The 15,555-nt window shown below is 50.7% G+C and carries 8 protein-coding genes and 1 riboswitch; of the genes, 4 read left to right on the top strand and 4 right to left on the bottom strand.

Annotated elements, in window-relative coordinates:
- Window positions 1-7: 7 nt before the first annotated feature.
- Window positions 8-160: riboswitch (TPP riboswitch) on the top strand.
- A 61-nt stretch (window positions 161-221) separates the two neighbouring features.
- The 4 genes from pnuC (at window position 222) to P2H89_RS28390 (ending at window position 6,869) form a co-directional block, all read left to right on the top strand.
- Window positions 222-854, top strand: coding sequence for a nicotinamide riboside transporter PnuC (pnuC, locus tag P2H89_RS28405; RefSeq protein WP_275833554.1), 633 nt, complete (start codon window positions 222-224; stop codon window positions 852-854).
- Between the two features lie 15 nt (window positions 855-869).
- Window positions 870-1,979, top strand: a complete 1,110-nt coding sequence (locus P2H89_RS28400) for an acyl-CoA dehydrogenase (protein WP_275833551.1) — start codon at window positions 870-872, stop codon at window positions 1,977-1,979.
- A gap of 244 nt (window positions 1,980-2,223) precedes the next feature.
- On the top strand, window positions 2,224-5,301 hold the full coding sequence (locus P2H89_RS28395) for a SusC/RagA family TonB-linked outer membrane protein (protein ID WP_275833549.1): 3,078 nt from the start codon (window positions 2,224-2,226) through the stop codon (window positions 5,299-5,301).
- Window positions 5,302-5,312: 11 nt separating this feature from the next.
- Window positions 5,313-6,869, top strand: a complete 1,557-nt coding sequence (locus P2H89_RS28390) for a SusD/RagB family nutrient-binding outer membrane lipoprotein (RefSeq protein ID WP_275833547.1) — start codon at window positions 5,313-5,315, stop codon at window positions 6,867-6,869.
- Window positions 6,870-7,004: 135 nt separating this feature from the next.
- Here the strand turns inward: P2H89_RS28390 and P2H89_RS28385 are convergent, their stop codons facing one another.
- The 4 genes from P2H89_RS28385 to P2H89_RS28370 form a co-directional block, all read right to left on the bottom strand.
- Window positions 7,005-10,355 (bottom strand): sugar-binding domain-containing protein, encoded by a 3,351-nt coding sequence (locus P2H89_RS28385; protein ID WP_275833545.1) that lies wholly within the window; start codon window positions 10,353-10,355, stop codon window positions 7,005-7,007.
- Between the two features lie 125 nt (window positions 10,356-10,480).
- Window positions 10,481-12,076, bottom strand: coding sequence for a glycoside hydrolase family 43 protein (locus P2H89_RS28380; RefSeq protein WP_275833543.1), 1,596 nt, complete (start codon window positions 12,074-12,076; stop codon window positions 10,481-10,483).
- Window positions 12,077-12,111: 35 nt separating this feature from the next.
- Window positions 12,112-14,337: a GH92 family glycosyl hydrolase gene (locus P2H89_RS28375; protein ID WP_275833541.1), complete on the bottom strand. Its 2,226-nt coding sequence runs from the start codon at window positions 14,335-14,337 to the stop codon at window positions 12,112-12,114.
- A 10-nt stretch (window positions 14,338-14,347) separates the two neighbouring features.
- Entirely contained in the window at window positions 14,348-15,505 is a 1,158-nt protein-coding gene (locus P2H89_RS28370) for a glycoside hydrolase family 130 protein (protein ID WP_275833539.1), read from the bottom strand.
- Window positions 15,506-15,555: the final 50 nt, after the last annotated feature.

Below are 15,555 nucleotides of genomic sequence, written 5' to 3'. Positions count from 1 at the left end.
TTGCGCTCTACAACTCAAGGGGTGCCTTGTTTCGCCTTCCGGGCGAAACTGAAATCAAGGCTGAGATTATACCCATTGAAAGGATTTGTTGAATATCAATGATTTCTTTCAAGCACCTGATCCGGATAATACCGGCGTAGGGACGAGGCATAACAACTTCCGGCGCATTACGTGTGCGTTGCTCCCTTTGGGCTTGTTGGATCATTTTTAATTTACTGTGTATGACCTTAACGGAATGGTTTATTCTTTTGGGCCAGCAACTGGCGGAAACGCCCCCTATTCAATGGCTGGCACTGGCACTCGGTGTTTCGGAAGTGTTGTTTGCCAAAGCCAACAAGATATGGCTATACCCTACCGGCATTGCAGCCACTGCGCTTTCGATCTTCATCCTCTTTGAAGCAGGTTTATTTGCTGAATGCCTTTTGAACCTGTATTATATAGTGATGAGTGTTTATGGCTGGTGGTATTGGGTGAAAAAGAAAAATGAGCCTCCTGTAAAGATCACCCGCAGCAGCCGCCAGGACTGGATCACGGTTCTATTGATCGTTGTAGTTGGCTTTGTATTGCTGTCGTTTTGCTTACAGCGGTTCACCCCTTCTACTGTACCTTACTGGGATGCCTGGGTGAGCGCCACTGCCTGGGCGGGCATGTGGTTGCTGGCCAAACGTAAGATCGAGAATTGGATCTTATTAAACTTGTCGAATGCATTTGCTATTCCCTTGTTACTCCACAAAGACCTGCCATTGTATGCTGCCCTGACCTTATTCCTGTTTATCGTTGCTGTGTTTGGGTATATTAAATGGAATAAGATCCTCCGTGCTGAGGAGGCTGAACAAAACGTGTCTTTTACTTAATTCTCTTTGTTTACCATGACGAATATCCATCACCCATCGACGATCATTGAACCTGTGCTGTATGGTACCTTGCGCGAATTTGCAGCCGATGCAGAATTGCTGGGACGGTTGCACGATGATCAACTTTCCATTATTTACCAGCAGCGTTGGTTCAATTTCTTTGTACCAGAACGTTTCGGCGGGTTAGGTTTGTCGCTGCCAGAAGCTCTGCGACTGGAAGAAGCCCTTGCCTGGACAGATGGCAGTGTGGGGTGGACGGTAACGTTGTGCAGTGGCGCTAATTGGTTTGCCGGATTCCTGGCCGATTCTGCACGGAACGTGCTTTTTGATAATCGTAAGGCTTGCCTGGCAGGCAGTGGCAAACCATCGGGCGTAGCGCAGATAACCGACGCTGGTTATCTGGTGAGCGGCGAATGGAATTACGCGACCGGCGCAATGCACGCTACTGCGTTTACTACCAACTGCATTATAGAAAAAGATGGCACACCCCTGCAAGATGCTGCAGGAAATCCACTGATCCAGTCTTTCTGGTTTTATACTGACGAAGTTTCCCTTCGCAAGAACTGGCACACGATCGGCATGATCGCAACGGGCAGTCATGGGTTTTCCATTAAGGATGTGCTGGTGCCTTTTGACCGGAGCTTTGTACTGGAGCCCGGCAAGGCGGTGTTGCCTGACCCGGTATTCCACTTTCCCTTTCTGCAATTTGCCGAAGCTACGCTGGCCGTTAACTACAGCGGCATGGCCGTGCGCTTTCTCGACCTGTGCGCTGTTATTTTTGAAGAAAAACTTCAGCGCCCATCTCACAGATTCCTTGCTGAGGCGCCATTGCGCAAGATGTTGCATAACGCTGTGGGGGAACTGGAAACTGCGAGACTACATTTTTATACCGCCATCGACAAAGCCTGGGACTCAATGACCGCGACGGGTTCGGTACCCGCCGGTATGCTGGCCGACATGAGTCACACAAGCCGCCATATGGCCACTATTGCCAGAGAGAAAGTGGATGCATTGTATCCCTTTTGCGGCATTGCTGCTGCTGACCCAACTACTTCGATCAGCCGCGTATGGCGCGATCTTCATACGGCGAGTCAGCACGCTTTGCTGACTTTTCCTGCCTCGTAGTCTACTCTACGTTGTTTTAATTGTATTTTTTCCCTTTTTTTGCTTTTACATCCCGGCGGACATAGTTTGTTGTCCGCCTGTGCAGCAATCGACCTCACTGTTCCGTCTTATTCATATCGCCCCGCTCTGCCTACCGTAGATCGTTTATTTATCAATAAACCACTATACAGGTATGCAACAATTTAACGCAAGCAGGCATGCTTATGCCAGATGGCGCCCTGACAGGCTGCTACAGTATGTTCTTTTGACCATTATCCTCCTACTGGCCGGTGGCTCCGTGGCTACGGCACAAAGCATTCAGGGTACGGTTGTCGACGACAAGAATGCGCCAATTGAAGGTGCTTCTGCGGTTTTAACTCCCGGCAACAGGGGAACTGTTACCAATAAGGATGGCAAATTTACTTATAGCCAGCTTTCGCCGGGTTCCTACAGCGTGGAAGTTTCCTTTATCGGATTCGAGTCGCAAACCAAAGCAGTAACCGTAGGGGCCAGCGGTGTTGCAACCATTAGCTTTTCACTCAAAGCGAGCGAAACGAAAACCGAAGCAGCTGTGGTGGTGACAGCTTTTGGGGTAACGCAACAAAAGCGATCGCTGGGCTATTCTTTACAGGAAGTAAAAGCGCAGGCCATCACCGAATCGCACCAGCCCAACCTGGTGAATGCTTTACAAGGTAAAGTGGCTGGGGTACAGATCACCAATAGCGGTGGCGCGCCGGGGGCTTCCTCTATCATGCTGATCCGCGGCGGTACGTCATTGAGCAGTAATAACCAGCCGCTATATGTGATAGATGGTATTCCGATGGATAATAGCACAGCTGTTACGCAGGGCACTAACCTGGTGGGTCAATCGGCTCCCCCTTCCAACAGAGCTATCGACCTCAATCCGGAGGATGTTCAAAGTGTAACGGTGTTAAAAGGACCTGCTGCAGCTGCCCTGTACGGGTTGCGGGCCGCTTCGGGTGCGGTGATCATCACTACTAAAAAAGGCGCTGCCGGCAAATCGGCCATCAGCTATTCCGGTACCGTTTCCTTCGATCACGTGAACCAGCTGCCCGATATGCAAAGCACCTATAAACAAGGTGAGCAAGGCGTGTACGACCCCGCTGCCATTGGCTCGTGGGGACCGCAATTCAACTCGGGCGAAACCATCTATGATAACCTGGGCAATTTCTTCAAGAGCGGCTTTACGCAGCGACATGATGTTTCTTTTAGCGGCGGTAACGATCGTACCACCTTCTACGCTTCCGGTTCGTACTTCGACCAGGACGGCATTGTGGAGGGAACAGATTTTACCCGCAAATCGTTTAGAGTATCGGCCGACTCGCGGCTGAGCGACAAGTTCAGGGTTGGCGGCGGCGCTACCTATGCACGTACTGACCGGCGTTATGTTTTACAAGGTAAGGGCGTTGCAGAAGCCTCCTCTACCACGACCAGCGGTGGCGGCACCATGCTGGGTGTGATCTTCTGGCCCAAGAATGATGACATGCGCAACTACCTGAACCCGGATGGTTCGCAACGTACGATCGTGGGCACTGATAATCCTTACTGGGGTATCAAGAACAACCCGATCACCGATGACGTGGACCGTTTCATTTTTGTGGGCAATGCGATCTATGATCCCTGGAAGTTCTTAAACATTACCTATCGACTGGGTACCGATTATTACACCGACAATTTCAGCAGCGTCCGTGCTGCGGGCACCAAGATCATTGGGGAAGAAAAAGGGGCGATCTCTCAATCGACCCGGAACAGCCAGATCACCACTTCTACCCTGCTGGTGACCGGTAAGCATACAATTGCCAATGATTTTAACCTGAGCCTGACCCTTGGCAACAACATAGAAGTGTATAGATCACAAACGGAGTATTGGTATGGCCGGAACTTCATCAACCCCACTTTCCCCAGCATCAACAATACCAACACCAATGACCGTACCATTTCGCAAAGCATCCAGAAGCGGCGCATCGTTGGCGTGTTTGGTGATTTCAGTGCTGACTGGAAAGGGATCGTGTTTGTGAATGTGCGTGGCCGTAATGACTGGTCATCGACGTTGCCTGTAACAAATCGTTCCTTCTTTTATCCGGCGGTGAGCACTTCGATAGTAGTGACCGATCTATTGGAAGAGCTGGGTACCAAGGTTACCGGTAAAACTTTCTCCTATGCCAAGATACGGGCCTCCTGGGCACGCGTGGGTAAAGATGCGCCTCCGCATGTGCTGGCTACTACCCTATCGAACGTTACCAATACTTTTACGATCAACCCGCGCGGCTTTATCCTCAACTCCAACGACTACTTTGGTAATCCTTCCTTGCGGCCTGAGTTCACCAACTCCATTGAGCTGGGTGGCGAGGTTCGTTTCCTGGACAACCGGTTGGGTTTTGATCTCACCTATTACCGCACGTTGTCGGACGATCAGATCCTGGCGACCCGTACTCCACCCTCTTCCGGCTCCTTCCTGGCTTACCTGAATGGCGGTTCAATCAGGAACAAGGGTGTTGAGCTGATGGTGAATGGTACTGCTATAAGGCACACTAATTTCAGCTGGCAGATCGACCTGAACCTGGCAAAGAATACGGCAACAGTGGAGTCGTTGCCGGGAAGCCTCGACCGGGTTGAACTTTCTGATGCCTGGGCTGCTGGTAATGTGGCTCAAGGTGCGGCTTTCCTTTATGGAAGTTTGTTTGGTATTAATGGCAACGTTTGGAAACGCGATGCCAAGGGACAATTGTTGTTGGCCAATAACGGATACCCTCAGGTTCAAAGTACTTACCAAAACATCGGCGACCGCAACCCTGATTGGGTGGGTGGCATTACGAATACTTTTACGTATAAAAGCCTTTCGCTGGCGTTTATGTGGGATGTGCGCATTGGCGGCGACATCTATAATGCTACAGAAAACTATCTCGTGCGCTCAGGTCAGAGTCCCAAGACCCTTAACCGCGGCAGCTCGATGGTTTTTGATGGCATCATAGAATCGACCGGCGCGAAGAATACGCAATCCGTACTTCTTGACCAGAACTATTATCAGACTATTTATCCCTTCCACGGTTATGATTTTGTAGAAGACGGCAGCTGGTACCGGCTGCGGTATGCAACACTGACCTACAATTTCCCCCGGAAGCTGCTTGGAAGAACGCCTTTCACGAATGCACAGGTTTCCGTAACGGGTCGCAACCTGATACTGATCACCGATTATTCGGGTGTTGATCCTGAAGTATCGGGCAGTGGCGCCGGCGTAGGCGGTACTGGCTCGTTTGGTTTTGACAACCTCGGCATACCTGCTACGCGCGGTGTGGACATTAGTTTGAAAATAACTCTTTAAATCGTTGCATCATGAACAATATCAAATATGCTTTTCTATATAGCCTTTTAGGAGTTGGCTTACTGGCAGCCTCTTCGTGCGAAAAATTCCTGGACGTGAACACGGATCCTAATAATCCCACAACGATGCCAGCCCACAACCGGTTGATCGGTGCCATCACGACCACCAGTGGCTCGTCGATGTGGCGGGGAGAACGGGAGATTGCAGGCGTTACGCAATATGGTGTAACAAAACTATTGACGGGCACCAACCGAAATGCAGAGACCTGGCGTTTTACGGCCAGTTACTTCTTCTGGCAAAATGCTTATGTGTTCACCATGCCCAACAGCGCAGACCTGATCGTGCTGGGCAAGAAGGAAAACAATCTTCATTTTGCCGGCGCCGGCCAGGTATTGCTGGCTTTGAACCTGGGCATGCTGGCCGACCAGTACGGCTCTATCGTTGCCCGTGACTTTTATGATGGGGAGGCGCAGATCAACCTGTTGCCCAAGATGGAAGATCAGCAATCGGCTTATGCGTATGTAGATTCGTTGCTGGCGGATGCCATTCTAAAATTCGATGGTGCAAATACAACCCCGCTAAACTATAGCGGCGGTGATATCATCTATCAGGGCGATGTGAACAAATGGAAACGGTTTGCTTCCAGTTTGCGGGCGCGCTACCTGAATCACCTATCTAAGAAGGGCAACCTTTATAATGCGGCCAATATCCTGGCTGCCTGCCAGAATGGTTTCAATGCGGATGGTATGGATGCTCAGTTTGCCTACCTAGCGGGCGGTCAGCAAACGGATGAGAATCCCTGGGCGAGCTGGGGAGGTTTTACAGATGCTACCAACCCCCGGTACTTTACCTGGTCGCAGTTCTTTGTGAACATCCTTACCAAGTTTCCGGTTACTGAAACCAGTTACCAGGATCCCCGCATCAGCCGCATTATGAAACCCGCGGCTTCTGATGGACAATATCGTGGCTTGCGACCCGGTGCAGGGCTGGCCGGCGGCATGGATGGCGGTGGTACGTTTACCAATGAAGCCGACTATGGCCCATTCAGCAAAAGTGGTTATTATACGAACGTCACCTCACCGTTCCCCTTCATTACTTATTCGGAAGTGAAGCTGATACAGGCCGAAGCGAGCTTACGTTCGGGCAACAAGGCAGATGCTTTGGCTGCTTACCGCGAAGGCGTGAGTGCCAATATGCGCAAACTGGGTGTTGGCGCTGTTGAGATCGCCGCCTACTGGACTGCCCAGGACGCAGATGGCCTGACTGCTCACTTTGACAATCAGACGCAGGGGTTGAGCCATATCTTCCGGCAGAAATACATTACGCAGTGCCTGAACCCGGAAACCTGGGTGGACATGCGGCGGATGGATTACAGTACGGCGATTTATGGTCCCTCGTTGCGGAGGCCAGCCAATATCAACAATGTGATCTTCGATGTTGGCAATCCGAACCAGTGGATAAGAGGCATGGTGTATGAAACGAATGAGCAGAACCGGAATCCGCAGGCGGTTGGCGATAACTCTGAGAAGTATCGTTTGCTGACCCCGTTGTGGTGGGATACACCATAGCATGCGGTATTAGTTCGTAATTAAGCTGCTGCGGAGTTATTGAAACGATAGCCACGAATTACGGGAGTTATCTACAAATGTAAAAAGGCGGATAATTGCTTATCCGCCTTTTCTATTGTGTTGTTTTGTTGGAGACTATGGTTTTTGCAGGGCGGACTCGAGTTCGGCCAGGAAGTCGGGTTGATTGCAGCTGAGCCTGCCGGCAAACTTCCATTCCCCTCCAAGCTGTATCACTTTTATCAGGAAATGATTCCAGCCCTGGTGCAGCTTGAGTGCTTCCGCTTTTGCTTTTCCGTTGTCGAGATCGCCGGTGCGGATATTGTTGATGATCTGCTTTCCGTTGAGCCAAACCTGCACGGCATCGTCGGCCGCTACTTCCAAATCGACGACGGGTATGTTGGGCTCGATCAGGAGATCGTCCAACGCCCGCGGACTAGACACCCAAAAGCTGAGGTAAGCCACTGCATTGTTTTTGGGTCCGTCGAGTTTGGCTTTGGTGAAATCGACCAGACCACTCTCTTCATACAAGAGATTCCAGGTCTTTCCATGCTGACTCGAAGACTGCTTAATGGTTTCGCAATTGGTGGGGTCGATAAAATTTGTGTTGGCTGCTTCCTGCAACGTGTTGACAGGATAAGCTCCAGCCATCAGCGTGCGAACGATCGTGCCTCCTTTGAGCAATGGCTTGCCTGCATCGCTGCCTGTACCCAGCGGCGCACCGAGGTTGGCCAGTATCATGCGTATTGTTTTCTCCGCTTTCGCCAGGCGGGGCGCTGCGGGCAGGGTGGTTAGCAGCAAGCGTCCCTTGTTCATTGGTGTGGCGATGAGCACGGCCCCTGCCGGTTTGGCTTCCGCTTCGGAGCGGGCTATCATGCCTGTTTTGGCGTATTCGGGTTGTTTATTCCATTTCAACCAGTCTGTTTCGCAGGCAGCAAGCAATACACGGCTTTGCTTTACGATGGGGCCTTCGAGCCCCTGTGTAGTGATCTCGGCCGGGCGCAATTCGGAAAAGTACAGATCGGCGAGGGATATACCTGCTACGATGCCATCAAGACCGTTTGAGGCCGATGGTAGTTGTGATCTTTTGTTTGGCTTCACCAGGGATGTTGAGACACGATTGGTAATGCTGACAGGGGCAGGCAACAAATGATTGAGGGCTTCCTGTTTGTTTTGATCAACGCCCCATATTACTACAGTACCTCCTTTTGATGTAACATTTTCAACTAAGGCTTTGGTTTCGGCGGCCGGCGGATGCGCTCCATCGATGAACAGGAGATCGGGCGTCGTGCTGGATCCTTTTGTAAACAACACACCGGTTTGCTTGAGCTCAGCGGCCAATGTACCTCCGGGGCCAGCTAATACCTGTACTGTTTTTGCGGGTGTTATCGAGGGCAGCACGGGAGCTTCAGGTTTAGCGGTTGTCCACTTCTTTATTTCCTGTTCTTCGCCCGCATCGCGGATAGCATCGAATAAGGGCCAGGTCGTGTATACAGGTAGTTTAGAATCATAGCCAGGATTGAGGGTAGAGCTGTAGGGGCCTAGCCTTTCGGGTTGTACGCCGGGTTGCCCCTCCTTAAAATAAGTAAAATGTATTCCATCCTGCAGGGTGGGCGCTTTTGCTTTATCTGTCATACCAAATGGCTGTGGCCTGAGGCCATACCACACCATATTGAACACACTTTGGTAGATGCCCTTGCGCTCCTTTTGCGCACGAAGTGATTGGTAGGAGGACGCGGCCACCCCTTCCATGCGACCGAGAAAAGACTCATAGGCACGATCTCCATTGGTGGCAGCTACCTGCTCGGGTGTTCCATAGTAAGCGCTACCCGCTTCGCCAACACCCCAGGGCTTCCCGGTTTTGCGGGCACGGTTCATGGCATCGAATCCTCCGTAATGAACGATGTATGTTGGCAGGTTTCCTTCACCATCATCTTCTCCATCGGCGGAGACCCATTGACGGCTGGGATCGAGTTCGCGGCAGATGCCGGCCCATATTCCGTAATATTTCACCAGGGTATCTTTCATGCCCCGCGGATTGCGCATGACGCCCCTTACGATGGGCATTACTTCATTGGATACACTCCAACCAAATACACTGGGGTGGTTGCGATCGCGCAGGATGAGTTCGGCGAGGTGCGTGCGGCTATCCTGCCAATAGGCAGGATCATTCAATTTGGTACCGCCGTCGCTGGCCCATACGGCTGTTTCATCCAACACGAGTATTCCCATTTCATCGGCCACATCGAGGTAAAAGGATGGATAGGGTTGCGCATGCAGACGTACTGCATTCAGCTTTGCATCGCGCATGGCTTTGTACCAGGCTGTGGCGTACCGGCGTGTCATTTGCGGTATGCCGAGGAAATGCCAGGAGTCGCCCCGCATAACGATCTCTTTTCCGTTGAGCATTACGTTTTCGCCCTCCAACGTGAGCTGGCGCCAACCGAAGCGGGTGTATTTCTGATCGATCGGTTTACCATTGGCGCTGGCCTGCACCACCAGTCCGTACAGGTTGGGCGACTCGGGCGACCAATACTTCAGCCGGCCTTTTACTTCAGCGCTGATGACGGCGGTGGCCTGCGCATAGGCTGGCACTTTAACCGTGACGGACTGCATAGACAGAGAGGCTGTGGATGATATATTGTTGGTTGCTTTCAACCAAGGGAATGCTTTTGCTGTGAGGGTTAGGTTGGCTTCCTGATCGGTATTATTAGTAAGCGTGACGGTTGCTTCCAGTTTATCGGCGGCGAGACGCGGGTTGACATACACATCGGACACATGTACGGGCGATAGTGCCAGGACATAAACATCCTGCCAGATGCCAACGATGTGCTGCCCCCAGAAAGACCCGGCCTGGTACGTACGCCTGCCGTAATCGCTGCGCTTATCGAAGAGTGAAGGCTTCCGAATGCCTATCAGTAATTCATTTTCGCTGCCTGGTATTATTGCTTCGGTTATATCAACATTGAATGGAAGAAATATTCCGAAGTGGCTGCCTACCGTTTTGCCATTCACGACGATCTCCGCTTCGCCTGCTACTGCTTCGAAATGCAGCTGAATACGCTGACCTTTCCAATTGGCTGGCACACTGAATTTCTTTTTGAGCCATCCCATTTTGTATTTCTCCCAGGCTGCAGGATAACTGGGATAGGTGCGGAAGTCGCCCCCGAGTCCATCCTTATCAGCAAAGCTGTTGACATTCCAGGGTGAGGGTATTCGAATGGGAATGCTTTCCCAATTGGCGGTAACTGCCGGTAGGGCGGGTACAGGATCGACGCCCTCTCTAAAACCAACCGGCAAGCTGGCCGGCTGAAATTGCCAGTGCCCGTTGAGGCATATCTCCTGACGATAGTTTTTTTCGACTGGTTTTACATAGACCTCCGAGGGAGCAAATGGTTGCTTGTATTCCGTTCGTTGTGCAAGGGTAAGGAGCGGTGGCATGACCAGGAATGCCAGGACCAGCTTCTTCAAGATCTCGTTTTTCTTCATGGGTTGAACGCCTTTTCAAAATGGCAATGTGCAATTAAGCCTGCCAGGCTTAACAGGAGCATTAATTAAGGCTTAACCAGGAAGAAAGATGAAACTTTTCTATTAGTAAGGTGATCTTGTGCGGCTTATTTCTTGTAAGTGATGTTGAACCAGGAGAAGGCAGCGGGTGCATTTGCATCTCCATATTGCAGGATACCGGGGCGTGGGCTACGATCCCAGGGTGGCAGATGGCGGCCATCATAATACAATTGATCGCCGGCTTTGAGTTCGTTCCATTGATCCTTTTCTGCAGACCAATAAAAGCGAAGCTGATATCCCTTTTCTACCTGCATCCGCAGGCGTACCGGGGATTGTAAAACTATCTGATGTGACAGTATTTTTCTTTTATTGTCTTTCACTTCCCAGAGTTGTACGGTATCGCCTGCTATGCCGATACCTACGGCCTGATTGGCATCTCCATATAGCGTGACCCCTTTTAAGGAAGCATTTTTGTTGACCACTTCGGTATTCAGCTCATAATTGCCGGATACCGGACGAACGGTGAGCGCTGTGCCCGTTGGATTGTTGGCGGTGGTATTGCCAGCCAGGTAAAGCGTGCCCTTTTGTGTATTCAATATGGGACTTGTGTGCCTGAAATCCCATTGCCAGTAGAGGGCCAGCTTTGCTGTATTGAAATCGTCGTGAATGTTGCTGTTGAGTTTTTGTGATTTGGCAAAATTGGGCAGCTTGTTGGTAACTGATGGCGATTTGCCCTGCGTGAAGTAGGGCCAGCCGGTGTATTCTTTCCAGTTGAGCTCGTCGAGCATGCCCTGACGACCAGTGAACACATCGTCCTTTTTGCTGTAAGCATGGTAGAGGTAAAAATATTTATTGGGCGCTACTTCTACAAATGTTCCGTGACCGGGGCATTTCCAGGTTTCATTTTCGGCCAGTATGGGATTCTCTTCGAAGTTGGTATAAGGACCTTCTATCGTTGACGCCCTTGCCACGCGTACGTTGTAATCGCAACGGAGTCCACAGCAACCACCTGCCGAATAGAACAGGTAATAATGGTTGTTCCATTTCATGAGTACCTGGCCTTCCATCCCTTTACGTGGTTCATCGCGCAGGAGCATAAAATAATCACTGTCTCTTTTCAGACCGTCGGGCGTGAGCTTACAACCGAGTATTTCGATGGGGCGCTTTTCGAGCCCATAGGCTTTGAACGTGAGGTAGAGTGTACCGTTGTCATTGAGCACATGGGCATCGATAGCTTCTTTTCCGTGTTCGATGATGATACCATGATCGGTGAAACCTTTCAAAGGATCTTTGGTGGTGGCCACGCCGATAAAGGACTGGTTATCGCTTTTTCTCCTTGCCACATAGTACACGTAGAATGTGTTGTTGTGGTAATAGAGTTCCGGCGCCCAAAAGGATCCTACTGTCCAGGCAGGCGTTTTATTAAACACATACCCTACCTGTTTCCAGTTGACCAGATCGGCGGAGGTAAACAAGGGGAAATGCGGCGCCCATTCGGACGATGTACCTGTTGCATAGTAAGTATTGCCCACTTTAATGATAGAAGGATCGGCAAAGTCGCCGGGTATTACTGCGTTGGTGTATTGATCCTTTCGGGTGGTATCGATCGTGTTGGCGATGGTACGGACCGGCGCTGCGAAGGAGGCTACAGCCAGGCAAATAGCAATAATGTGACGGTACATGATCTTTGAGGCTTGGTGCATTTGCTAAGGTAATTGTTTTATGTCACGCTTTACCTTCATTGCCCCCACTGCGTGGATGGTTTATTACCCATAATTATTTTGAGCACTCCCCCTTTGAGCAGGTCACTGTGTTGAAACCATGTATGTGTATATGGCTTCCCGTTCCAGGTAATGCTTTGGATGTAGATATTCTCCGGGGTATTGTTACTTGTTTCTACACTAAACTTCTTTCCACCCGGCAGGCTGATCGTTGCCTTATTGAACAACGGACTGCCAAAAACATATTTCCCTGAGGCAGGATATACCGGATAGAAGCCTAATGATGAGAAGATGTACCAGGCCGACATTTGTCCGCAGTCTTCATTGCCGATGATCCCGTCGGGTTGGTCGTGGTACATTTCTTTCATGATGTAGCGCACTTTTTCGGCTGTTTTGTGTGGTTGCCCCACCATGGTGTATAGGTAGGTGATATGATGGCTGGGTTCGTTGCCGTGTGCATACTGCCCCATGAGCCCCGTGAGATCGACCAGGGCATTGGGATCGTGGGGAGGCACAAGGGTAAAGAAGGTATCAAGCCTTTTGATGAATGTTTCGCGGCCACCCAACAATTGTTGCAGCCCATCTACATCGTGCGGAGCGAGCCAAAGGTATTGCCAGGCATTGCCTTCGGCATAGTCATCGGCCCAGGGCTTGTAACTTTTAACGGCATCGAAGGCGGGTTTCCAGGTTCCGTCTGACAGGCGGCCTTTGAAGAATTGGAAGGCAGGGTCATAATACAGGCGATAGTTCTGCGACCTTTTGGAAAAGTATTCGTAATCATCCTGTTTGTTGAGCGCCTTCGCGAGCAGGGCTATCGAGGCATCGCTGATGCAATACTCCAATGCCCTTGCTACGGCGCGCGACGACTTATCGGAAGGGATGGCTTCCAGGTTCTTTACATATTTCATGCCGAGCGAGTCGGACATGGCTGTGGCCCTGATGGCTTCGTACATCTTATCGACATCGTACCCACGAATCCCTTTGAGGTATGCTTCTGCTATTACCTGCAGGCTGCTGATGCCTACCATGGTACCGGTTTCGTTGCCCATGAGGTGCCAGATGGGCAGGCGCCCCTGTTGCTGATGTATGGCGATCATGCTGTTTACCATATCGCTTACCCGATGCGGATGGGTGATTGTAAACAAGGGATTGGTAGCCCGATAGGTATCCCACAGGGAGAAGACCGAGTAGTTTTGAAATGCCGGTTTGGTGTACACCTTCTTATCGGCACCCCGGTATGCTCCATCGTGATCATTGAACAGGGATGGATTGATCATGGTATGAAAGAGGGCCGTATAGAATATCTTCCTATCCCTGAGGCTATTGGTTTGTATTTGGATGCGGGCCAGCTCGCTGTTCCATTTGCTATCGGCCTGTTTTACCACCTGTTGAAAGTTCCAATGCGGCAGCTCTGCCGTGATATTGGCCAATGCGTTTTCGGCGCTGACCGGTGATATACTTACTTTCAACTGAAGTGTAGTAGGCGCCTTATCGAAACTGATGAGTCCTTTGATGGCTTTTCCTGTTGCACTATCGGATTGCAGGAGTTGTGCATTGTCGTATACGCTGAACTGCTTTAAAGGAATGGCAGACCGTATGGCAAAATACAGCCATTGGTCTTTGGCCCATCCTTTGGAAAAACGACGACCTACCAGTGTGTACTCGTCTATTTTCCTGATATAACTATCTGTCGTTTGATCATTGATCCCTTCTTTGAGATCGATGATAACATGACCGTTAGAACCTGCGGGAAAATGGTATTGGTGAAAGGCAACATGTTCAGTGGCGGTGAGTTCGACCTTAACGTTGTAGTCGTCGAGCTGTACGGTGTAATAGCCCGGGCGCACCTTTTCGGTGCTATGCCTGTACCGGGAAGCATAACCGCTACCGGGTTCTTTTTCTTTTCCCTTGTCGGTTTTAATGGCACCGGTGAAAGGCATCATGAGTACATCGGCAAGGTCGCCAATGCCTGTGCCGCTGAGGTGGGTTTGGGAGAAGCCGATCAATACGCTATCGCCGTAATTGTATCCGGAACACCAATCCCATCCTTTATAGAAATTATTAGGTCCGGGCTGGATGGCTCCGAAAGGTACACTGGCCCCTACGAATACGTGACCATGACCACCGGATCCAATGAGCGGATAGACATATTGCGTATAGGACTGGGCCATTGCCTGGCCGATCGCACTTATGAATAATATACCAAAGATCGTTTTGCGTATTGTCGATTTATACTTCATCATGTTATTGAGATCATTGATTGGGCCGGGGGGCTGCCGGATCATATACAGCGACCGCTACCCGGGAATCGGCACAGCCGTAATAGAGAAACCATTTGTTGTTGAAATAGACGAGCCCCTCAATGAACACTGTACCGGCAGGATATTGTCCACTCTTTTCGAAACTCTCGGAAGGAACCAGAAAAGGTTCATCAGCCCGGGCGATCACTTTAAAAGGATCGCTGGGATCCATCAGCACGCGGCCGGCACAATAACTATTGGGGGTGTATCGCTGATCGCCATTGGCGCCGGCGCTATTCTTTCCATTGTATAAGAGCAGTATCCCTTTTTCGGTAAGCAGGGCGGGTGGTCCGCATTCGGTGAGGTCGCTATCGAAATAGCCTTTCCTGGTTTTGATGACTGCTTTCAGGTTGCCGCTTTCATCGAGTACAGGCTCCCAATTGATGAGATCGGTGGAGGTGGCCATGCTGACCTGTTGCTCGCCCCAATACATCTGGTACTTGCCATTAATCTTCGCAATGACAAGTTTTCCATTCTTTAAGGTTGTTACTATAGATGCAGACTTGGTGGGCATTTCAAAGAACCTGCCACCATGGGCTTTTTTGAAAGCCGGGCCATGTTTGGTCCAGCTGACCAGATCGCGTGAGGTAGCCACTCCGATGCGTGGCACTTTCCGATTCCATTGCGTGTAGAGGATAACGTAGGTACCCTCTTCCGTTACGGCAATGCGGGGATCTTCGCAGCCTCCGGGCCATTCCATTTCTTTCTGGCTATCTTCCGCCGGGTATAATACGGGAGCCGGTCGACGGGTAAATGTGAGGCCGTCACTGCTGGATGCCAATCCGATGCGGGATGTACGAAATCCGATGCCTACTCCGTATTTATCTTCTGCCCGATACAGGACATACAGCTTTCCGTCTTTGGCGATGGCTGCCGGATTGAAGGTATCGTTGGATTCCCAATCGACCGAGCGCTTGTTCATAGGACAGTTGAACCGCGAATTGGAATCGGGGGAGATGACCGGATTAACGCCAGCAGGCCTGACGAAGGTTCCCAATGGCCAATCGTTCTCTTTGGTCTCCTTTTTGTTTTGCGATGAAAGGGTGCCCGTGGCTGTCATGGTCAGCAGCATCCATACGGCAGTACGGAACCGGCTTGCAATCGTTGGCATATTAGCAGGTTGAGTAGTGAAGAATTCGGTGTTCCCGAATTTACTACAAT

Origin of the sequence: Paraflavitalea sp. CAU 1676 (assembly GCF_029223285.1) — a bacterium.
Classification (GTDB): Bacteria; Bacteroidota; Bacteroidia; order Chitinophagales; family Chitinophagaceae; genus Paraflavitalea.
Note: the sequence above shows the minus strand (reverse complement) of the source record. Positions and strands in the feature narration are given on the sequence as shown.